Annotated in this window: 17 protein-coding genes; all 17 read right to left on the reverse strand. The window is 41.5% G+C overall.

Features of this window, described 5'->3' with window-relative positions; translation table 11 throughout:
- Window positions 1-106: 106 nt before the first annotated feature.
- The 17 genes from G8O23_RS08415 to G8O23_RS08495 all read right to left on the reverse strand — a co-directional run bounded on the left by G8O23_RS08415 (window position 107) and on the right by G8O23_RS08495 (window position 21,681).
- Window positions 107-454, reverse strand: coding sequence for a hypothetical protein (locus G8O23_RS08415; protein WP_166363725.1), 348 nt, complete (start codon window positions 452-454; stop codon window positions 107-109).
- Between the two features lie 312 nt (window positions 455-766).
- Window positions 767-1,399, reverse strand: a complete 633-nt coding sequence (locus G8O23_RS08420) for a response regulator (RefSeq protein ID WP_166363727.1) — start codon at window positions 1,397-1,399, stop codon at window positions 767-769.
- The gene (locus G8O23_RS08425) at window positions 1,383-3,143 is read right to left on the reverse strand and encodes a tetratricopeptide repeat-containing sensor histidine kinase (protein ID WP_166363729.1); all 1,761 of its coding nucleotides are present in this window, start codon (window positions 3,141-3,143) and stop codon (window positions 1,383-1,385) included. The genes G8O23_RS08420 and G8O23_RS08425 overlap by 17 nt, the downstream gene beginning before the upstream one ends.
- A 20-nt stretch (window positions 3,144-3,163) precedes the next feature.
- Window positions 3,164-3,376 carry a hypothetical protein gene (locus tag G8O23_RS08430; protein ID WP_166363731.1) on the reverse strand — a complete coding sequence of 71 codons (213 nt, stop codon included), beginning with the start codon at window positions 3,374-3,376 and terminating at the stop codon, window positions 3,164-3,166.
- Between the two features lie 240 nt (window positions 3,377-3,616).
- The gene (locus tag G8O23_RS08435; protein ID WP_166363733.1) at window positions 3,617-4,510 is read right to left on the reverse strand and encodes an alpha/beta hydrolase; all 894 of its coding nucleotides are present in this window, start codon (window positions 4,508-4,510) and stop codon (window positions 3,617-3,619) included.
- Window positions 4,511-4,635: 125 nt separating this feature from the next.
- Entirely contained in the window at window positions 4,636-6,531 is a 1,896-nt protein-coding gene (gene pepF, locus G8O23_RS08440; RefSeq protein WP_166363735.1) for an oligoendopeptidase F, read from the reverse strand.
- Between the two features lie 191 nt (window positions 6,532-6,722).
- On the reverse strand, window positions 6,723-7,106 hold the full coding sequence (locus tag G8O23_RS08445; protein WP_166363737.1) for a response regulator: 384 nt from the start codon (window positions 7,104-7,106) through the stop codon (window positions 6,723-6,725).
- A gap of 578 nt (window positions 7,107-7,684) precedes the next feature.
- The gene (locus tag G8O23_RS08450) at window positions 7,685-7,990 is read right to left on the reverse strand and encodes a ChbG/HpnK family deacetylase (protein ID WP_166363739.1); all 306 of its coding nucleotides are present in this window, start codon (window positions 7,988-7,990) and stop codon (window positions 7,685-7,687) included.
- 158 nt (window positions 7,991-8,148) lie between these two features.
- Entirely contained in the window at window positions 8,149-10,479 is a 2,331-nt protein-coding gene (locus tag G8O23_RS08455) for an ABC transporter permease (protein WP_166363741.1), read from the reverse strand.
- A gap of 81 nt (window positions 10,480-10,560) precedes the next feature.
- On the reverse strand, window positions 10,561-11,031 hold the full coding sequence (locus G8O23_RS08460) for a nuclear transport factor 2 family protein (protein ID WP_166363743.1): 471 nt from the start codon (window positions 11,029-11,031) through the stop codon (window positions 10,561-10,563).
- 41 nt (window positions 11,032-11,072) lie between these two features.
- Window positions 11,073-11,501, reverse strand: a complete 429-nt coding sequence (locus G8O23_RS08465) for a hypothetical protein (protein WP_166363745.1) — start codon at window positions 11,499-11,501, stop codon at window positions 11,073-11,075.
- Window positions 11,502-11,510: 9 nt separating this feature from the next.
- Window positions 11,511-12,893: an alpha/beta hydrolase family protein gene (locus G8O23_RS08470; RefSeq protein ID WP_166363747.1), complete on the reverse strand. Its 1,383-nt coding sequence runs from the start codon at window positions 12,891-12,893 to the stop codon at window positions 11,511-11,513.
- Window positions 12,894-12,932: 39 nt separating this feature from the next.
- A complete protein-coding gene (locus tag G8O23_RS08475; RefSeq protein ID WP_166363749.1) occupies window positions 12,933-14,093 on the reverse strand; it encodes a DmpA family aminopeptidase in 1,161 nt (386 codons plus the stop codon).
- Window positions 14,094-14,425: 332 nt separating this feature from the next.
- Window positions 14,426-15,295 carry a Calx-beta domain-containing protein gene (locus tag G8O23_RS08480; protein WP_166363751.1) on the reverse strand — a complete coding sequence of 290 codons (870 nt, stop codon included), beginning with the start codon at window positions 15,293-15,295 and terminating at the stop codon, window positions 14,426-14,428.
- Window positions 15,296-15,314: 19 nt separating this feature from the next.
- Window positions 15,315-16,760: a RagB/SusD family nutrient uptake outer membrane protein gene (locus G8O23_RS08485; protein WP_166363753.1), complete on the reverse strand. Its 1,446-nt coding sequence runs from the start codon at window positions 16,758-16,760 to the stop codon at window positions 15,315-15,317.
- Between the two features lie 20 nt (window positions 16,761-16,780).
- Window positions 16,781-19,780 carry a SusC/RagA family TonB-linked outer membrane protein gene (locus G8O23_RS08490; protein WP_166363755.1) on the reverse strand — a complete coding sequence of 1,000 codons (3,000 nt, stop codon included), beginning with the start codon at window positions 19,778-19,780 and terminating at the stop codon, window positions 16,781-16,783.
- A 287-nt stretch (window positions 19,781-20,067) separates the two neighbouring features.
- A complete protein-coding gene (locus G8O23_RS08495) occupies window positions 20,068-21,681 on the reverse strand; it encodes a RagB/SusD family nutrient uptake outer membrane protein (RefSeq protein WP_166363757.1) in 1,614 nt (537 codons plus the stop codon).
- Window positions 21,682-21,691 lie beyond the last annotated feature (10 nt).

Raw genomic sequence — 21,691 nt, forward strand, 5'->3', positions numbered from 1 at the left:
GTATTCTGTTAAGATGAACGGGGATGTTCTGAGAGAAATTCAGAAAACAAAAAAGGCAAAGCCCACCGGAGTGGACTTTGCCTAGCAAACTAACTAAACTACTAATCTAAACCAAATTAAATTTTATTCGCACAAACCTGGGGCCTATGTCCTCCTTGGAATACTCAGCTGTTTTCAAGGCATTCCTTTTGATTTGGCGTTCAACATGCTTTACAAGCCTAGGGTCGCTCCCCCATATTTGGCGGATTACGAGTTTCTGGTCCTCATTTTTCTCGATGACCAGATTAACCACTCCTTCCACTTTTTGCTCTTGAGCAAATTGGGGGTACTTTACAGCATTTTCAATAAAATTTGAAATAGTTGCCTCTTTCTTTTCATCTGCGGGTTTTGCTTCGGCTGTGCCAAACGATAGAAGCATTACGCCAGCAATAATTGCATACATTTTTGTTTTCATAACTTTAATCTTTTATAATTTTTAATTTTTAATTAAAGATTGGTAATCACCATCTCAATTAGCTAATGGTGTGCCACAGGTTGTAATAATTACATTGTCAGTGGTATATGTGTGTTTTGTGTGATTCTGAATATTTTAAAATATGTACGAATACGAACAATATGTGAGTGCTATTGAACGGAATGAAATACAGCGTATTGAATAAGATTAAAAAGTATAACAAACACGTTTGATTATGGATATGAGAAAGAACGTATGAATTGGGTGTGTCAAAGTAAAATTCTACTACTAATAATTTATTGTCTTGGTAATTTACAGCGCCACCACATTATTCTCAACTGCCCATTTCATGAGACCAATTATTGATGAGGTTGAAGTTTTACGGTAGATATTTCTTCGATGAGCCTCAACAGTTCGTTCGCTAATGAATAGTTTCTCTGCAATCTCTTTATTCGAAAGTTCATCCAGTATAAGCCTAAGTATTTCTTCCTCCCTACAGGTAAGCATTTTGCGTGTGATATCTGCGTCAACCTTGGCCATAAGCACATCGGCAATCTCTTCGCTTATGTAAAAGCGACCAGCGATGGCTCTTTCCAAAGCAGTTTGTAAATTTCGAATGGATTGTGATTTGAGCAGGTAAGCGCTAACTCCCATAGAAACCACCTCGCCAACAGTGACCCGATCATCACACATGCTCAGTACCACAACCTTTACCCAAGGCTTTTGCTCCTTTATCCATCTAACCAAATCGGTTCCCCGTTGGATAGGCATGTGGATATCACATATCACGATATCGGGATCTTGTATGGTGATTACCTGTTTGGCTTCAATCACACTGCATGCGGTGCCTATTATCTTGTAACCTAAACTACTCAAAAAATTGCTTATGCTATCTATTATTAGCTGGTGATCGTCAACCAGCACTATGCTAACTTGCTTTTCCATAGTTTCTTTTCATTTTAACTGGGATTTCAACCATTACCACTGTGAAATCTTTCTCTTTAGACGAGTCAATCATTATATTACCACTCACCTGGTTTAGCCTTGTATTAATATTTTTCCAGCCAAAGCCCTTGGAATGCTCTAGGAGCTTTGGATCGAATCCTTCTCCATCCCATGTTATGGTTAAACCGACATTGTTGTAATCGGACGCAATATCGATATTTGCATTTTTGGCTTTGGAGTGCTTAACAATATTGGCTGTAATCTCTTGCGAAATGCGAAATAGAGCCGATTCTATCTCAGATGATAAGCGTGATTCAACCCCATAATTATTGAAATAGAATTTTATATCCGTGTTTTTTTCTAATTTACAGGTTAATTCCTCAAGCGCTGAGACCAGTCCTTCGCGGATCAAAGTGCGGGGCATAAGGTTGAATGCAACATTCCTTAGGCCACTGTATATCTCGTCGCACAGCAATAGGGGGGGGCTTAGGGCAGAATGATCCTGGTTTTGCAGATGCGATAGTTGCATTTTAAGGACTGCTAGCTGGCTGCCAATGCCATCATGCAAATCGCGAGCAATCCGATTGCGCTCCTCTTCCTGCCCAGCAATGTATTGATTCAATAATTCTTCTTTCGATTTTGCAATTTCATATTTTAGTTGCGATAGCTTTAGAAAGTTTTTTCGTCTATAGTAGAAAAATACCGTGAATGAGCATGTTCCAAAGAATAGTAAGAAAAAAACAGATGCTTGAAGCTTCGACGATTTCTCCTGCAGCCTTAGCTTTTCAATTATAGCCTCCTGTTTCTTTATCTCTGTTTTCTTTAGTTCTAGGTTTTTGTGGTAGTCGATAACTATTTGTTGCACCTTTTGGCTCACCTTACTGTCAATTACATTTGTTGATATGCTGTCGGTAAGGAAGTAGTATTTCGACGCTAATTCATAATTACCTTTTTCCATATGCTCCTTTGCAAAGACCTTGTATATTTCTGCAAGATATGATTTGTCCTCCTCCCGTTTCGATAGTTCTAAGGCTTTGCTAAAATAGTACGAGGACGTTGTGCTATCGCCCTGACACCTGTATATCCTACCAAGTTTATAGTAACTGGTTATAAGCGCTCTACTATAAATATTATTAGGGTCTTTAATCGCTTTGTGAAGTAAATCGGTAGCTTCGGATGTATTGTTCTCAATAATCTTTATGGAGGCAAGGTTTACATAGGAGAATATAATGAAGGGAAAGTTTAAGTTTTCGGACTCAACAGTTTCTATGGTTTTTCCTAGGATTTTTTTCGCAACCGCTCTGTTATTGTTTAGGTAGTGGGCCGATCCTAGGCATACATCGCTCCACAGCTTAGCCTCGGTAGTAATTTCGTTTCCAAAAGAGTTCTTTGCATCGATGGCATAGGTTAACCCATCCTGATAATTGCCAACTAAGCAGTTGGTGTAGGCTATGTACGTTTTTGCTATTCCTGTGTATAGTGAGTCGTTATTGGTTTGGGCTAACTGTAAAGCCTCAGTAAAACGCTCCATTCCATCTACATACATCCCTTTCAATATGGCAATATGGCCCTGAGTTACTTTTCGCCTCAGGTATTCTCTTTTTAATATCTCCCTTGATGGTTTTACCTCTCCTTCAACCTCGATGTATGGATGGCTAGATGAATAATCCCCCGTGGCAAGATTTAAAGATCTTGCTTGAAGAGAGACGAATGATAGTAATATAAGCAGTATAATATTTCTCATCTGTCTATTTTTTAAGTTTTTTATAGACCCTTGCCTGCATAAGCAGTAAGGAGGGGAACTTCCATTTTATAGATTTGATTGTGTGTTAACCCCTTTTTCTTAGATGTTTCATTTTGTATATACTTTTTTGTACTATATTCAAACAGTAAGCCAGAATTGGCAATATCCATAATATCAGATCTATGTAATGCACTACTGTTTTTTCTAACAATTGGTGTAGTTCTCCAATCCATTACTATGACCGTTCTACAATGTATTACCCTATTGATTTATAAGGATTTTTTTAAATTTTCATATAAAAATTGAGGATGTGCGAAAGCGAACGTTTTTGTGCGAAAGTGAACGAAATGAATACACTCTTTCGCTGGGAAGGTGGAGATGAAGGCTCAGTAGGTATATAATTACGAGTAGAAAAATAAAATATGTAAAAATTTTAAAGCCAATAATAGTCTAAAAGTAAACTTTGTTGATGATTATTTTTTTGAGTTGTTAAAAAACTCCGAAAAAAAATGAATTTGAAATGGAAGCGCTTTGTGCCAATAGTTCCAATCGTGTTGTCCTGAATACTCTTTGTACAGGTGCTTAACTGATTGGTCGGTTAACTTTTTGTGGAATTGTCGATTTGCCTCAAGAAAAAAGTCTTCTGTTCTACAATCAATGATCATCGGTATTTGATGCTTTGTAAAAACTTCGATTTGGTTTAACACAGATTGTTCGATTAGCCACGAGGTAATATTATTCCCTTCGCCAACAGCCTTGTTAACCTCTCTGGAAATTGTTGCGATGGTTTCCTCGGGTAGATCCCACTCCTCGATATTGAGGCTTACCGCTCCGCTCATACTGCCTGCTGCGCCAAAAACAGAGGGGTTTCTAATGGCAATATACAGGGCTCCCTGTCCTCCCATCGAAAGGCCGCTAATGGCTCTACCCTCAGCATAACCCTTTGTGCGGTAGTTTAAATCGATAAAAGATACTACCTCTTTGGCAATGTGGGTTTCGAACTGACTTTCTCTGTTCCATGGGCTGTTGAGGTAAAAGCCAAAAGGATCACCATCGGGCATAACAAAAATTATATTGTGCTTATTGGCTAGCTTTTGTAAAAAACCGTCTTCCGGAAAACGGGTAAGCCAATCATTGAAGCTGCCTGTTGCTCCATGCAAAAGGTATACAACGGGGTACTTATCATGATTAACTTGATAAGTGCTAGGGAGAACAATTGCTGCAGGAATGGTTCTGTCCATGGCTGAGCTGTATATGTATAGAGTATCGATGCCGTTTCCTATGGCCATACCTGCCTGTACGGATGTTGTTATCAGAAGAATACAAAGTTTTACTGTAACGAATCTCATTGCTCTATTCTTTTTCATGGTGGATCGATTAATGATTAATTGCAGAAAGTTATGGCATTTGGATAAATAATGAACAAAAAAGCACCTGCCAGTATTTTACCCGACAGATGCTTTTTTTATGAATGCTAAGTTATTACATAGGCTTATAGCTTGTTGATAGCTTTGAGCTCTTTCTCTAGCTGTTCAACCAGCTGGTCGAGCCTGCGCGAAACGCTTTTAATCACTTCGGGGTTAGTCATATCCACACCTGCTTTTTTTAGCTGGTTAATGGGAAAGTCACTACCACCCGACCGCAGAAGTTCGATATACTTTTCAGTAGCCGCTTTACGTTCGCGCTTGGAACCATGAACTATCTGGTCGAAAAGATGTGCCGAGGCGGCATAGCTTGTTGCATACTGGTAAACGTAGTATTTAAGCTGGAAGAAGTGCATTACGTATGCCCATGTTCTAGATGCAAACTCGTTATGAGCCACTGCATCACCATTATAGGTCTTATTTAACTCCGCCATAATGCCGTTTAGCGCGGGTGCATTTATGGGCTGTCCTTCCTCGGCTCGGGTGCGAACTTGTAGTTCAAAATCGGCAAAAAGGCTTTGTCGGTAAAATGTACCCACTATATTCCCTATGGCCTGATTTAGGAGCGCAATACGCTCGTTGGGATCCTTTGACTGCTTCAGCATATAGTCGAGCAGTAAATGTTCATTAAATATTGACGCCACCTCTGCCACAAAGGTGCTATAGCGATGCGAATTGTGGGGCTGCGACTGGCTAGAATGGATTGAGTGCAGGTTATGCCCAAGCTCATGGGCTAGGGTAAACATGTGGTTCATCGTGCCGTTGTAGTTCATAAGGATATAGGGGTGCACACCATAAACGCCCATGCTGTATGCGCCACCCTCTTTCCCTGGCGTTTCGTACACGTCGATGCGGCCCCCTGCGAAGCATTTCTTTAGCTCATCTTGGTAGGCTTTCCCTAAGGGCTCAACCGCTTCAATAATCAGGCTACTAGCCTCATCCCATGAATAAACCTTCTCGAACTCGGTAATGCTAACACTGCCGTCCCAAGGGTGGTACTCATCATACCCCAAGGCTTTTCTCCTAATATCAATATATCGCCTAAGTGGTTGCGTATTTGTTTTTGCTGTTTCAATAAGATTTAGGTATACCTCTTCGGGTATATCGTTATAGTATAGCGAGGCTTGCAAATAGCTGTTATAACCCCGAGCCTTTACCGAAGCCCAATCGCCTTGGTAAACAGCGTTCAGGATTGCAGCATACGTATTCTCGTAATCCATATAGGGTTGAAAAAATGCTTCGTATGCAGCCTTTCTATCCTCACGATTTTTGCTGAATGTAACCACCTGAGAGTAGTTTCCTGGGGTCATGGATAAGGTTCTACCATCGGATAGGGTAACCTCTTGGCGCTTTATGTCGCTTGTAGATAGTTCCGTGTAAATATTTCCAGCGGTAGAAAGGGGAAGCGAGAAGTAGGAGAGGATTCGCTCGGTATCAGTGTCGAGCACATATTTTTGGGTGCGATACATTCTGGTTAACCCAAAACGAAAGGGCTCCAGCTCCTTATTTTCATCAACCCATTTTAACATCTGCTCCTCTGGGATCGATAGCATCTCGGGGCTCACCCAGCTAACCTTGGTCGATAATTCCGACATTACACCGTTTATTTCCTGATAGCGGTTGTTGGCTTCGGGGTTTCTTGAGTCCATTGATCGAAACAGGTAGGCGTAGCAGAACAGCTTTATTCCTATTTTACCTGCCTGCTCCTCAAGGTTAACGAAATCAATAAGGTTCTGAGGATTAGTACCCAGGGTACCCTCCATGCTGGCCATCTGGGTATAAATTGATTTTATGTTTTCAACATCTTGTTCCCAGTGTTTCCAGTCTTTGTATATGGGCGTTAAGTCCCATTTGTACTTTTCCGGTATTTCCTCACGGGATGTAAAGGTTGGCAGATCATCTTGTGCAAACCCTATGCATGACCATAGTAGGGGAATCATTAAAAAAAGTCGATATGTCTTCATAGTATTTTCTTGTTGTAATTTATAATTAACCCACAAAAATATAGTATACAAATCAATATTTAGTATACTAAACTGCATATTTACCAGTAAGTGGTAGCGCCTACATCTTGAGTGATTCGCCATTATACTGCATACCTTAAAGCGGAATGGTTAAATCGCTAAGAAATTAGAGAGGTATTGTGGTTAATGGCTTAGACTTTGGGGCAAAGGGAGAGCGTTTGCCGGGTAATATTCACTATTGCCTCAATAGGTAAAGGCTTAGTAAAACAGTAAGATGCACCACTTGCTTTGGCAGCCAAGAGGATGCTTTCGAAGTCCTCGGATGAGTTATCAGCATAAGCAATTATCGAGAGTTTTGGAAATCTATTTGTAACATGACTAATTATTTCCATGCCATTGCAGTCGTTCGGCATAATATTAATCATTAGCATATCATAATCATGTTCATGCAGAATGAGCAAACCTTCCACTACGTCATGAACTACGTCAATGGTTACATCCACATACTTTAATGCATCAATTACAGAGGTAATGCTAGCGGTATCGTTCTCAATTATTAGAGCTCGATGGGACATAGGTTTGAATATTTTTACATACAAGAGAATATTCCTTGATGGTATTAGTGTGCAAATATGTTAACAACTTTACCCGATAGGAATAGCAGCTAGCTGGTATTTTTGCCTAGGTGCTGGGGTCTAGTGCTATGAGTTGTTGTTTAGTGGTTTACCCTAGGCTTTATGCCAACATACCTACTAGAAAACCATTACTTATGATTACTGAAATAAAAGTCATATCGAATAGATACATTAAACCCAAATTTAACTAACGCTGAGCTACGCTTCGCTCCGGTTGTCATTAGCGATTCTTTTTCTAATGACCGCCATTAGAAAAAGACACAGTTTACGCATTGATTATATGGGTGTTAATATGACAAATCGATGAAGAAAAACTAAAAAATTTGCAATCATAAATGCTTACAAATTTAGTTTTTCTAAATCAGCCTGTCCCGATTCATCGGGAGGGTTAAACCCAGCTAAGCCATTAGTTCGCTGAACTCCTAATGACTAATCTGTTAAACAATAGTGAATGGAGGGTTAACAAATAATTACCTCGCAAAGCAAAGCAATGGGGTAGGAGTAAGCTATTCTATCTTTTAGTTTTCTGTTTTCAACGCTTTTAGCTGGCTGTAGCCAATCAGAGTTATCTGCATCTCCTCAAGTATTTGGCGAAGCGTATCGCTTTTCAAAACCTCAAGCTCCATCTCTCTCTGTAGCGAATAATCTAGGTTATGGCTATTGTTACAAATATACCCTGGATGTGTTACCAGCTCGCTAAGGCCTAGGGGCAGTTGCTCTAAAATTGATACAAGCGTTTCTATGGTTGCGTTTCCGTAGAAAGAATCGATAAACCAGTCGGGTGTGACAATGCCTTCGGCTCTTACATTCCTCTCCGCTTCCATAAAAGCTTTTGGAGATGAGTGCTTCATCATTTATCCAATGGTAGAAACTGGTTACATTCTTTTCTGATAAAGGCTTTAAGGATACCATAGTTTATTGAATTTTTCGTTTAACTAACTCTGCTAAATCTTTTTTGGATTGAGAGAGAGGGTATTCACCACTACTCATAGCGCAGCGCAATCACCGGATTTTCTCTGGCAACCCTTATGGTAATACCCATTATTGTAATCATGGCTAAAACAATGCTCCCTAACGCGGTTAAAATGAATACCCAAGCGTTCTGGTTAACACTATAGGCAAAATTCAGCATGTACTCGTTTATGAAGTACCAAGCCAATGGCAAACCAATTAGGCATGAAAGAATTACCCAGCGGCTAATGCTCCAGGCCATGCTGGCAGCTAAAGCTAGGGTATTTGCGCCTAAGGTTTTTCTAATGCCAACCTCCTTGGTTCTTTGCGATGTGAAAAAGAATGTAAGGGCAAGTAGACCCATAATGGCAATTGTAATAGCCAGCAATGATGATGCAATGAATAGCTTGTTCAGCTTCTCCTCCCTGCGATATCTTCCTTCGAAGAACTCATTGATAAACCTTCCGCTTATATCCCAGGTTGGATCGTACTCCTTTAGTTTTTCATTTATTTGATCTAATGTTGATTTGACATTGTTGCTAATGATATTTTCGTAAATGAACATTGGATGGGGCTCACTGCGGCTTATTGCCAAGGGCGATATCTCGTTGTGGAGGCTTCGGATGTGGTAATCGGGCGTAACCCCAATTATGGTTCCCCAATCGTTGTAAATCTTTATTCTTACCCCAATGGGGTTTTCCAGTCCTAATGCCCGAACCGCTTTCTCATTAATTATAAATGCCGCACTATCGCTGGCAAGATTTGGGTCGAAATCGCGACCTTTGATAATTGGAATACCCAACGCCTTAAGGTAATCGTCTTGAACATTATTTCTGGAAATTAGAATAGAACTCTCAGCGTCAGTGCCCTCTACGTAAACATTATCGGTCATATGTTGCCCACCAGGAACACCCCAGGCTCCCGACACAGCATTTACCCCAGTGATCTTCTCAAGCTCATACTTTATGGTTTGGTATCCTTGGGATATTCTGGGTGATAAGTTAGTTACAACATAAGTTTGTGGACTAAATCCCAACTCCTTATTCTTCACGTAGTGTACCTGTCGATACAGGTTTATTACGCTTGCAATTAGGAATATTGCTATGGAAAACTGAAATACTATTAATGAGATTTGCAAGGAACCCATTTTCTTCTTTTTACCCGACACCCCCTTAAAGGCTCGCTGAACACTGAAGCCCGAAAGAAAGAAGGCGGGATATATTCCTGCAATTAAACCAGTTACTAACCCTAGGAGCAACACAAAAAAGAAGTTGGTTGGAGTGAGCAGCGAAAGTGATATTTGCTTTTCCACCAAGTTGCCAAACTGAGGGAGAAATACCTCAGCAAGCGCCAGCGAGCATAGCACCGAGCTTATACTGATAATCATTGACTCTCCCAGCAGTTGAGTAATTATCTTTTGGCGAGATGCCCCGCAAATTTTCCGTAAACCTATCTCTTTAGCCCTCGATTCCGAATGGGCAATAATTAGGTTGACGAAATTAATAATCGCAATAGTAAAAAGTAGAAACGCAATGGTGGCAAACAGAAGAATTTGGGATTTACTTCCAGCTATGGTAAACGAATGGGTAACTCCCGATGACCCTAGGTGGATATCCTTTAGGCTTTGTAAGGATGTAACTGTGTTTAAGCCGTACACTGCCATTCGGATCATAGCCAGCTCATCTGCAACCTTCAAAATCTCTGTCTCAATCGTTGGGTTTTCAACGGGCAAGTGCGTCATTATGTAACAAGTCCAGGAGATACCTCGATAGTTTCCATACTCGTTAATGTCTGGAATATCGAGATAGGAAGTTAACAAGTCGAACTGCAGGTGCGAGTTTGTAGGGATATCCTTGAGCAAGGCAGTAACCTCATAGGTTATCCTGTTAACCTCTATACTTTTACCAATGGGATATTCATCACCAAAAAGTTTCTTTGCCGTGCTTTGTGTTATAACTACTTGGTTTGGCAGGCTTAAGGCTTGCACTGGGTCTCCATCCAACGCTTCGAAGTCGAAGATGTGAAAAAAATTACTATCGGCACGAAAACCGATTATGTTGTCATAAATATTCTCGTTGAATTTTACCCGGTTACCTAAAACATCGAGTTTAGTAGTCCTCTCAATATGCTGTACCCTCTCAGCTAGCTCCTCAGTTACATTGAAGGTGGTGAGCGATGCAACTATCTTATTGCCATCAGGTGTGTCGAGGTTTGAAATAACTCGGTATATTCTATTTTTATTCTTGTGAAACTCATCAAAACTCAGCTCATGACGAATAAATAGTAAAAGCAAAAGGGTTGCTGCAAGGCTAACTGAGAGGCCAATAATTTTGATGGCAGAAGTTCCCTTATGCCTTATCATACCTCGAAATGCCGTTTTCAAGTAGTTCTTAAACATATTGTATAATTGAATATTTACCTTATGATTTTTTGAGGTAAGGTGTTATGGCTGATTTTGCCTAGGGGTTAACCCCCACAAGATGTTAATGATTTTCCATTCGCCATCAACCTTGGCTAGCTGGCAATAGTCGAAAAATCCGTACTTTGAAACCACCGTTTTGGCCAAAGCGAAGTCGCCACAAATGTCATAAATTGTTACCTCACAGGTTATCTCCTTATCTGGTTCCAAATCGGGCATTCTTACGCCATGCTTTGTGGTACGGGCAAATGCTTGGAATGAGGAGTAGCTCATATCGGTGGTGTATGAGTTACCTTCGCGGTCGCGCATAACGGTTCGCTTGGTAAGTTCGGGCGATACTGCATTGGCAATCTTTCCCATATCACCGTCCTTCCACCCCTCGATGTAGTTACGGCATGCGGTTTCAACGGCTAATGAGTCGGCCTTAGTTTGGGCATAAGTTGCAGTGCAAAAAGTGATGGCAGTTAAAAGAACTGTAAAGGTTAGTGTTTTCATAATGCATAAGATTTAGAAGGTTTTTATTGGTGTGTCTATACTTAAATTTTTATTGAATTAATGTCATTTATGGGTATCCATGTGCTGTTGCTTGTTGTATCAAATCCATTTTTTAGCTGCATATACAATTCCTGAAAATTACTGATAGATACAAGCACAAGAAATTGCTTGTGCTTGTATCGCTTTTTCTGCTCGGTAGTGAGTAGCAGCTTATCGTTGTAACTCTCCACAAGATTTTGCGACTCCTCTTTGGATAGCTTTCCCGAAACGAATACCTGTTGAACCACAGCCTCTCCTCTAAGGACGGTTTTATCGGACTGCTTTTCGGCAAACACTATGATGTCCCCAATTTGTATATGCTGGCGACTCGGTTTACGGCATAGTCCACAGGTTATAACCATAGTTTTCTGTCCGCTTCTAAGTTTTTCTATCTCATCGTCGTATTGATTTATATAAACAAGATGGGTCATCTCTTTAAGCTAATTTTTTGTTTCCTCAATCCACTCAGCTAGTATTTCGATTATTTGCGAGTTGAAATTGTTTTTTATATAATCCCAGTCCATTCGGCTTGTAATAGACTGCTTTTGATCCTCAACCCAAAGGAACGAATGATCCATATTGGGAACACGAATATATTTGGCCTTCCCAGGGTTATACTCGTTCACCACATCGGCAATAAGCTCATGTTCCCAGGGGTTGAATGCAATAAAATCGGCCTCGCCCCAGAGCGACAGAACATGGGCTGGGGATTTTGACCAGGCCTCGAACAGCTTGGTATCCTGCAACTGCTGCCAAAACGTGTAATGTCTGCCTAGAAAAATATCGCTTCCATCGTATCGGAAATTCTTACTTATAAATGCGTTTAACTCTTCATCCTTAAATATTTCGGCTGGCGACTGTTTTTCTACAAGAAATCTGTAGTAGAATTTTACGGCTGCATCATGCTGCTGCTCAATACTTAAGTAATCCCAGCCCATATCCTCAACTTGGCTTAAAATTATTTTTTGCATTCGTGCGTGCTCAATAAAATATTCAAACCAAGGGCGAATAACTGTGCCATATACAGCAATTCCTCTTGGGGCAAAATCTGTTTTCATAAGGGGAGCCTGAACACCACCCATGCTATGACCAAAGATGTAAACATTCTCATGGTCGATAAAATCATACTTAGCCAAGGCGTTAAACGAGGCCGAGAATAGATCCACTTCATCGAATAGATTGTACTGTGCGCAGCTGCGATTATTTTTCGAATCGCCTACGCCAGCCTTTTCGGTTTTAACTATCACGTATCCCTTCTCAACCATTCCATCGAGAATCCTTTTGTAAACATTATCTGGATGCATCCTGTCGATGGAACTGCAATCGTAGCCTGGGATAAGAAATAGGGCAGGAAACTGTCCCTTTCCCACAGGCTTATGAATAATTGTTCTAATGTATCCCCCATCATGGGGCACCTCATCGTAAATTACCTCGCCAAATGGAGAGGTTTCGTGGGGTAGGGGTAGGAGGTTTCCGACCCTTTGAATGGGCTTGCCATTGCGTATGGTGGTTACTCTAACCTTGTCGCCAGCCCTGTAGCGGCCAATTCGAGCTATCAGCTCATTGGGTGAATTGACCTCCACATCTTCAACGGCCAAAATGAGATCGTTAGCTTCTAGGCCCATGGCTTTTGCACTGCTGCCATCAACTACCGACTCAACTAGTACCCCTTTAGCGTGTTTCATATTATGCTTTCCAGCGGTAAAGCTATCCACCTCCTTTAGCTGTGTACCAAGGAATGCCCTGCGCTGGAGTTGACCATTAACATTATTTGCAGAGCAAACAATAAATATAATTCCGAGTAGGAGAGTTAATTTTTTCATATTTTCCATAGTTAGATTTAATACTTGCTAATTTTTTCCTTATTTGACTTTTTCTAAAAAATCTGAATAGTTTTTAAATATCTGTTTTACTTTTCTATGTGGTATGCTGTAAAAGGTATTCCCATTTATTCCTTCCATATCCTCGGCTGCAATAAGTGCATTAATTATCGCCTCTTCGGTAGCTTCAACGGTAGCATTAAAAACTCGATTTAATGGTCTGTCATCTAACGCTTTTAATTCAACAACTCCATTGGTAATGGTAGGTTCATGGGTGGAGAATGCTAAGAATATATCGCCCGAGCCCGTGCTACCTATTGTGCCAGTTCTGGCAACTCCAAGGGTTACCCTTTTGGCCACCATGTTAAGCTGCAAGGGGGTAAGTGGGGCATCGGTTCCCACAATGGCAATTATAGACCCATCCTGATTAACGCTGGGGAGTAAGGTGTCGGAGAGCAATTTGCCAATGGGTATACCACGAATTGATAAGTGTCTTCGATACCCAAAGTTTGCCTGAACTATGATCCCAACCGTGTACTCCTTACCTCCAATGGTTATTATTCTTGAGGCAGTGCCTGTTCCCCCTTTAAACGAGTAGCATACCATTCCGGTGCCACCACCAACATTGCCCTCCTCAATTAAACCTGTTTTGGCACTCTCAATCGCCTTAAAAACATCCTCCTTTTTAATATGGAATCCGTTGATATCGTTCAGCCCTCCATCAAAGGTTTCGCCCACTATGGGCAATCCAAATCTAAAATCGTGATGATCGGTTAGTGAGAAATTCTTGAAGCACCACTCGCCAATGGCATCGCGGGTTACTCCAACGCTATAGGTATTGGTAATGCCAATAGGGCCCTTGCTCTTTCCAAAATCGTAAATGTAGGGTAGGCCGGTAACCTCTCCATTTCCATTGAATATGAAGTAACCAATAGGGTATTCTTTATCCAGCTTTCCTTTGGGTAGCACCACCGTAACCCCAGTTCTTACTGGCCCTTGTCCTACAATAAGCTTACCCGAACCCGTAATTTTGGTTTGGTAACCAACCTCTACCCCGGGTACATCCGTTATTGCATTGAATTGTCCTGTTCGCCCATCGAAGGGGATCCCAAGATCCCTAGCCCGAAGGTTTTGGCTTTTTTGTGAATAAATAGGATGGGATGCGACTAAGCTGATAAATATTAGAAGTTTATATGTTTTCATAATATTTTTTTAAATTTCCTTAACTTAATTTCAAAATTCAAACCATACGATGTATGAGGCACATAGTCAATGTGTTGTAGTGATTGTTTTTTTTATTTTAATTCACTATATGATAAGGTGGTGTTCACATTGGTACAACTTTGTTCGCAAACGGACGATACATTTTCCTCTACAGGAAGTTGGTTAGGTGCTTGGGGTTATATAATAATGGGACGTCAAAAATATATTGACGTCCCATATTAGATACTTTGCTTGGGAGATGTTAGTTTACTTAATTATTCCCCAAGGGATGATCAGAACTAGTTTATTAATCCTGATGAAGTCAAATGAAACTATTTTTTTGTCCATGTAATAGTTGGGAAAAGTGCATCCCATCCTCCAGTAGCATCGACTACATACATACCAAGTTCCTCAAACGTGATTGTGTTGCCATCGTCCGAAACCGTGGCGATAATACTACCGCTATCAACAACACTACCTTCAGCAGTTAGACCGTTCAGAAATATTTGATGACCCTGATACTTATATGCACAGGATTGCCCTATACTAAATGATAGTTCACTTTTGGCCTCATTGACTATGGCGTAGAATCTAGTGTCGACGTTCGGGTATGAGAAGCCCCAATGAGGAAAACCATATACTATATCAGTCACCCATAGCACTGATACGTCATCTTCGTCTTTAGCTAGGGTTACAGTCCATTCTGCATCACCAAAATAAGCTGAGGTGGCTGTAGCATTCCACTCTCCAAAGAATCCTGAAAGAGGGTGATCTAAATCCAGAATATTAACTGTGCATAAATTCTCTAAGCTTGGCTTAACCTCACCGTCTTCACTTAGTTTTATCTGAAACCTAAGATCGCCAGTAAACACATCAGGAATATTTACGATACTTATCTCAACATACTGTGTTCGGTTTTGAGCATCGAAAGAAAGGGTGGCTGTTTCGTTCATCAGGGTGAAATTCTCTCCCAATTTTGCAGTCCCTTCAATTATTTCGAAATCAACAGTGGATATAAGCCCCTTAACAGAGGCCAATGTAACGGGTATTTTTAAAGTACCAGCATTTTCAGATATTGATAATACGGCGTTGTCGAATGCAACAAAGGCATCCTTATCATCGAACTCGGGTATCTTATTTATATCACAAGAGGTGAATAATACCAAGAGCGATATTGTCAGTAAACTTAAAATCTTTCTCATAGTTTAAAATCTTTTTTGATTAATAACCATCGTTTTGTATCAGGTTCTCGTTTACATCCAGCTCACGCTTTGGAATTGGCAGCGCCCACCTGTTATCGTCTGAGGCTATGCTAACCAATGAGCCATCGCTCTTTGTCCGGCTCAAAGCACGATTTGTGCGGGCATAGTCGAACCAGATATGACCCTCGAAAGCTAACTCCTTGCGTCTCTCTTGGAATACTATATCGGCACCGGCTGAGGAAAGTGCTGATGCTCCACGATTCTGCCTTATGATGTTAAGGTCTGCTAATGCTGTTGCGCCAGCAATTGAGGCACCGTTTATCAAGGCCTCCGCCCTGTTGAGGTACATTTCGGAAAGACGAATAACGATAACGTTATTAGCATCAGGAGTACTCAAGGCATCGCCATCGCCCTTACCGATATATTTTGTTGTCCAAAAGGAACCTGAGACATTATTCTCGTCAGTTCTAAATAGACTTCCTCTTACATCGTCATCATCATATAAAGATATTAGTTCTGGGTGTGCAGCACAGTCGGCATAACCTTTAGGGTTGGTCATATGCGATGGGCCTTCCCACCATGCGTCAAATTCGTTTGACTTTTTGCTGTACACCTCAAAGATAACCTCACCGCCAGAACCAGCAACTTCCTTGCCCCAAACTCCTGGGAGTTCATCGGCAGTCCAAAGGTTGTAATTGGGGTTGTTAATAACCTTGGTAGCATAGTCAGCTGCTAGCTGCCATTGTTGGCTATAAAGGTACACTCGGCTAAGTAGTGCTTGAATGGCAGGTAGGGTTGCTACTGCTTTGGAATCAGTAACTCCGCCCCTTACGTATTCTGGATCCATACTTTTTTCAGCCTCAAGTAGGTCTTTAATAATTTGCTCGTATACCTCCGCAACGGTGTTTCTTAAGGGTTGCTCAGATGCCGTTTCATCAGTGTAAAGGATAATTGGTACACCAAGACCGTTGGGGTTCTTCGAGTATGGAAGTGCATATAGGCGAACCAAATCGAAATGAGATAGCGCCCTTAAGAATAGGGCCTCAGCTTTCAAATTGTCTAAATCCTGTTTGGTTACGTCTACTACATCCTTACCCTCTAAATTGTTCAAAACGTTGTTCGCCATTGAAATTACATAGTACGCCCAACCCCATAGCCCTGATGTAGTTGTGGCGTTATAAGCCAGATCATGGGGAACCGTCATACGGTTTGAGTTAAAATCAGTATTACTGGGGATGATTGCATTCCCTGCTCGCATTTCTGCATTTAGTACAAAGAATGAACCGTACCAGTTAAGGCTAACAAGAGGAGAGTATGCTCCAGCAATTGTATTGTTTAGTCCATTGTAGGTTGATAGTGTAATATCGCTGCTCTGGGTTAATAGGGGAGCCTCCTCTAGGAAGTCCTCGCACCCAACAAACCCTATGGTAACGACAAGTGTTAGTATTGCAAATATTTTTTTCATATCTGTAGTGTTTTATGCATTTAGAATGATAATTCGATACCTCCGATAAATGATTTGGTCATAGGATAAATGCCAAAACCCATTCCGTCTACTCCACGCTCGGGATCCCAGAAGTTCACATCATGGAAGGTATATAGGTTCATAGCGCTAACATAAACTTTCATACCTCCAAGTTTCATCTGGCTAGTAAGGTTTTGGGGTAGCGTGTACGATAGCGACAGGTCTTTGATGCGGACGTAGCTACCATCCTCTAGCCAACGTGTATTTGCTGTATTGTAGGAGTTAGTAGACTGACCAGCAATAGGCTTTGGATTTACCCCAGTGTCACCGGGCTGCTTCCAGTAGTTAAGGGCACTTTTTGCTTGGTTCATCGACATATAGTTTCCGTCGGCATGAGTAAAACGGTTTTCGATAATTAGCACCTTATTACCCTGTTTGAATTCCAAGAATGCACCAAGACTAAGACCCTTCCAACTTACTGAGGTGTTAATGCCTCCAATAAACTTAGGCTCTGGGCTTCCGGCGTAAATCCATGCTGCTTTATTGAAATCGCTGGTTAGTTGGCCATCCTCAGCCCGCCATAATGCTTGACCTGTTGATGGGTTTACTCCGTAATAATCTTTTAAATAGAAGGTATACATACTCATACCCACTTTATGCTTTAGCCTAGGGTCAGTTTCATTGTCAACTGGTCGAACATAGGTCATTTCATCTGTATCACCAAGATCTAGCAGCTCGGTGCGGTTATAGGCAACGTTGAATCCAGCAGACCAAACGATATTGTTGGTTTTTAGGATTTGTCCGTCCATTTGAAATTCTATACCTTGATTTAGTAGAGAGCCGATGTTCATAAAGTTTGTAGAGAAACCAGAAGTTTGGTGTACCTGCTTACTAAGAAGCATATCCTCGGTAATCCTATTATAGGCATCAATGCTACCATTTAGTTTACCATCAAAGAGTCCAAAATCAAGCCCCACGTTGAAGGTTGAGTTCTTTTCCCATGATAGATTATTGTTGGTGGGAGAGCTTGGACGCATACCCACTCCACCATTATAAGCAGTAGAGGCGTAAACCCCATAGGCTTGATAGGCATTAATATTGTCGTTTCCATTGATACCGAAGCTTGCACGGAATTTTAGCAAGTTAAGTAAGGTTACATCCTTCATGAAGTCCTCGTTATGGATGTTCCATGATCCTCCTAAAGACCAGAATAACCCCCAGCGGTTGTCAGCACCAAAAAGTGAGCTACCGTCATAGCGCATTGATGCCTGTAGGTAGTATTTTGAGGCGTAGTTGTAGTCTAATATTCCAAAGAACGACATCAGTGTTCTGGCATTGTACAAATAGTTGCCCTCATCGCCCTCAGCGGTTGAGGTGTTAGGGTAAGGGATTAGCACATCAACATCAGGGGAGTAGATATAGTATGCATTGTATGTTCGGCGCATGGCCTCCTGTCCCGCTAGTGCCCTTAAAGAGTGCACCTCGTTTAGAATCTTGCTATAGGTAATGGTGTTTGATGTAGTCAACTGAATATACTTCAAGGATGAGGACTGAAGTGTACCTGTAGTCCCGCCGTAATCGGGTGCCCAGTACCTACGACCCTCGCCAAATGTACCCTCACCAGCATTGTTAGACTTTATCTCTAGGCCATCTATTGGTTTCCATGATAGGAAGTATGAGCCCTGAAAGCGATATTGTTTCTCAAACTGATCATCGTATTCTGCTGTGAACCTGGGGTTACTATAGGAGTTTTCTGGAATGTTTAACGAATGTGTACCATCTTCATTATAAGCAGGAGTCCAGGGTTGGATGGTCATACCAGCGAAGGCAGGGTTTGCATAGTATAAAAGTTGCATTGCCACGTCGTTCGTTTCGGTATAGCCAATGTTCATCCGGGCACCTACTTCTAACTTATCCGTTAGTTTATAGTCAGTGTTTACCCGAGCATTGAACTTCTGGAAATCAACGCCGTAGTATACACCTTCGTTTTTATGGTAAGAAAGCGAGGTGTAAAATTTGCTTTTATCCGTACCACCTGCCGCATTGATTTCATACTCTTGCATTTGACCTAAACGGGTGAAGTGATCCATCCAATTGGTTAGTTCTCCATCCAGCAATGACATTGGTCGGTAGTATGCACCCGAAGGATCGTCAGGGTTTAACCCTGCATTAATAACTGCATTCCTTTGGAAAGAGAGCAGCTCCTCACCATTCATAAGACCAAAATTATTGTCATTAGCAAGTTGCGAAACACCAAACTTGGTGCGAGCATTAAATTTCGCTTTACCAGAGCTACCGCTTTTGGTGGTAACTAGGATAACGCCGTTGGCCGCACGCGAACCGTAAACCGAGGCAGCTGCCGCATCCTTTAGAACGGTTATCGACTCGATATCGTTGGGGTTGATGGCTGCAAGGGCGTTACCGGTATTGGTGAAGTACGATTGGTTTCCGCGCATTACGGGGATACCATCAATAACCCATAGAGGCTCGCTACCAGCATTAATAGAAGATGTACCACGGATACGGATTTGAGAATCGGCACCTGGCTGGCCAGAAGCTCCAGTAATCTGCACCCCGGCCATTTTACCTGTTAGCAACTTATCAACTGAGGATGCTGGGAGTTCTGCAATGGTCTCGTTATTTACGGTTGAGATGGATCCTGTCCTTCCCTCACGCTTAACCGTTCCGTATGCCACCACAATTACCTCTTCCAGCTGGGTAGCATCCGACTGCAACACAACATCAATAACAGTTCTTCCTCCAATCACAACCCCTTGAGTAAGCAAGCCAATAAAGCTAAACTCTAGGGTGGTTGCACTCTGTGGCACATCAAGTGAGTACCGGCCGTCAATATCTGTGGCCGTTCCAATAGTAGTGCCCTTTACCACAACCGAGGCCCCTATTACGGGTTGCCCATCCTCGGCACTGGTTACCGTTCCTGTAATCTGCACGGTTTGTGCTTGGATATAACTAAATCCAAGTAGCACAAATGATGCGATTAGCAAACAAAATTTTCTCATAAAAAAAAGTTTTTGGTTAGTAAATAATTCTCTCTACATTTTAATTTGTATAGAGTGTATAATACTCCAAGCCTAATGGAAGATTAAATTCCGACAAATATCAGGGGTTGCTGCAAGTTTTAGAATAGCATAGAATGGGTAATTACAGGTAAGTGCCAACCCTTAAAGGGGGTGCTTTTACATATTTATTGACGGACTTGAGGCTTCTCTTGTAGTATTTTCTGAATAACAGAAATGAAAAGGGGCCAACCTGAATTGTTGGCCCCTTTAGAATAGACTAGAAAAGACTAATAAATTGGAATATTTGATGGATTTGCACTTGAAGCGGATGATGCTGGAAGTGCATTGAAATCGGTTTCGTTAGCAGGTACATCAAACCACTCTTTATAGTCGTATTCAATGGTGCAAACCTCTGGCACTCCACCTTCAAATACCACTATTGCATCTTGGCGACCTCCTCCTTGAGATAATGGTTTTAGTACGCCCCATCGACGCGCATCGTAGAAAGCAACATTTTTCATAAAAAGACCAACCCTGCGTTCACTTCTTAGCTCCTCCAAAGCTTCTTCTTGTGTAAGACCAGCTCCAGAAAGATCTGTTAAACCTGCATTTTGGTAGGTTCTCACGTTGTCTATATGCGCTAAACCTGCGTCAACTTCACCTCTTCTAATCTTCACCTCAGCAAGCATTAGCTGGTTCTCCTCATAGCTACAGGCTAGGGGAATTTCTACTGCTCCAGCGGTATAGCTCATAAACTCTCCCCCGTCATCAACACTCTGTGCCAACCAGCGGGTGCTATATTGGAATCCTCTTTGACCTGGGTTTACTTGAAGCGTTCCCTCGTAGAAGTTTCTTGTAAGCCTGTTATCTCCAGGACGGAAATCTTGAATAAGTCTTTCAGAAACTCTTTCCCAAGCAAGGTTTAACCTATAACCTGACCAAGCTGTTTCGTAAACCAGACAATTCGACGCAGCAGATCTAACTGTGAATATAAGATCTCCCTGGGTTACACCATTATTTGAGTAGTTTTCCACTTCTGTTAGTTCCGCTGCATTGAGATCGGCTGCATACTTATTAACCAAAATATTCCGAGCAAGATACGTGTTGATATTGCGGATAAACATTGAGGGTGTAATAACCCCACCGTTACCTGTTTGAAAATGCGAAGGAATAAGATTACTCATGATCTGAAGGTAGGTTGCATCTCCTTCGTCTATTGTGTTCAATAATTCAATAGCCGATTTGAAATTTCTCTCTGCTTCATTTATGAGCTCTTCCTGAGAAACATAACTTGCTTGTTCTCCATAGGTATTGTTAATCACGCCTTGTTTATAAATTGATCCTAAGCGAGAGTATGCAAATCCTTTCCACCAGTATGACCAAGCCATATAGGTTTTCTTTTTAACACTAACAATGTCTTCAGAACCTTTGTAATTGACATCGTCAATTACATCCAAAAGCACGTTACAGTGCCCTATGAGCGAGTATGCAGGAAACCACTCGTGAGCTTGTACGTTGTCGTTTCCCCAGTCACGGGTGTTCTTGTTGTTTAGCTCTTCATGCTGTTTCCCTCCAACTGGTGGGGTTACTATTGTACCATCGGGTCTAATGATTTGAGCAGTCTGATTGGCCCATCGAACACCATAATTACCTACGTGTGAGACAGTAGCATCGCCCATAACATTATGAATCCACTGAGTAAACCATATGTAGTAATACCAACTTGATGTTGACTGCACTGCACTTAACGAGTTGTAAATACCATAGCTTGCTTTTCTGATACCATCTTCAGTGGTAAGAGATTCCATACCCGGTTCGTTGGGATTTATTAGCTCTAAGCTTTCTTTTTTACAAGCCAGTAAAGCTATTGAAAGTCCTATATATACGATTATTTTTTTCATCTTGTTGTTT

Source organism: Perlabentimonas gracilis (assembly GCF_011174675.1).
GTDB classification, from domain to species: domain Bacteria; phylum Bacteroidota; class Bacteroidia; order Bacteroidales; family Tenuifilaceae; genus Perlabentimonas; species Perlabentimonas gracilis.

What these genes read in the sequence shown, in the direction of transcription:
- G8O23_RS08415 (WP_166363725.1), bottom strand. Translation starts at nt 454, where the DNA reads ATGAAAACAAAAATGTATGCAATTATTGCTGGCGTAATGCTTCTATCG.
- G8O23_RS08420 (WP_166363727.1), bottom strand. Translation starts at nt 1,399, where the DNA reads ATGGAAAAGCAAGTTAGCATAGTGCTGGTTGACGATCACCAGCTAATA.
- G8O23_RS08425 (WP_166363729.1), bottom strand. Translation starts at nt 3,143, where the DNA reads ATGAGAAATATTATACTGCTTATATTACTATCATTCGTCTCTCTTCAA.
- G8O23_RS08430 (WP_166363731.1), bottom strand. Translation starts at nt 3,376, where the DNA reads ATGGATTGGAGAACTACACCAATTGTTAGAAAAAACAGTAGTGCATTA.
- G8O23_RS08435 (WP_166363733.1), bottom strand. Translation starts at nt 4,510, where the DNA reads ATGAAAAAGAATAGAGCAATGAGATTCGTTACAGTAAAACTTTGTATT.
- pepF (WP_166363735.1), bottom strand. Translation starts at nt 6,531, where the DNA reads ATGAAGACATATCGACTTTTTTTAATGATTCCCCTACTATGGTCATGC.
- G8O23_RS08445 (WP_166363737.1), bottom strand. Translation starts at nt 7,106, where the DNA reads ATGTCCCATCGAGCTCTAATAATTGAGAACGATACCGCTAGCATTACC.
- G8O23_RS08450 (WP_166363739.1), bottom strand. Translation starts at nt 7,990, where the DNA reads ATGGAAGCGGAGAGGAATGTAAGAGCCGAAGGCATTGTCACACCCGAC.
- G8O23_RS08455 (WP_166363741.1), bottom strand. Translation starts at nt 10,479, where the DNA reads ATGATAAGGCATAAGGGAACTTCTGCCATCAAAATTATTGGCCTCTCA.
- G8O23_RS08460 (WP_166363743.1), bottom strand. Translation starts at nt 11,031, where the DNA reads ATGAAAACACTAACCTTTACAGTTCTTTTAACTGCCATCACTTTTTGC.
- G8O23_RS08465 (WP_166363745.1), bottom strand. Translation starts at nt 11,501, where the DNA reads ATGACCCATCTTGTTTATATAAATCAATACGACGATGAGATAGAAAAA.
- G8O23_RS08470 (WP_166363747.1), bottom strand. Translation starts at nt 12,893, where the DNA reads ATGAAAAAATTAACTCTCCTACTCGGAATTATATTTATTGTTTGCTCT.
- G8O23_RS08475 (WP_166363749.1), bottom strand. Translation starts at nt 14,093, where the DNA reads ATGAAAACATATAAACTTCTAATATTTATCAGCTTAGTCGCATCCCAT.
- G8O23_RS08480 (WP_166363751.1), bottom strand. Translation starts at nt 15,295, where the DNA reads ATGAGAAAGATTTTAAGTTTACTGACAATATCGCTCTTGGTATTATTC.
- G8O23_RS08485 (WP_166363753.1), bottom strand. Translation starts at nt 16,760, where the DNA reads ATGAAAAAAATATTTGCAATACTAACACTTGTCGTTACCATAGGGTTT.
- G8O23_RS08490 (WP_166363755.1), bottom strand. Translation starts at nt 19,780, where the DNA reads ATGAGAAAATTTTGTTTGCTAATCGCATCATTTGTGCTACTTGGATTT.
- G8O23_RS08495 (WP_166363757.1), bottom strand. Translation starts at nt 21,681, where the DNA reads ATGAAAAAAATAATCGTATATATAGGACTTTCAATAGCTTTACTGGCT.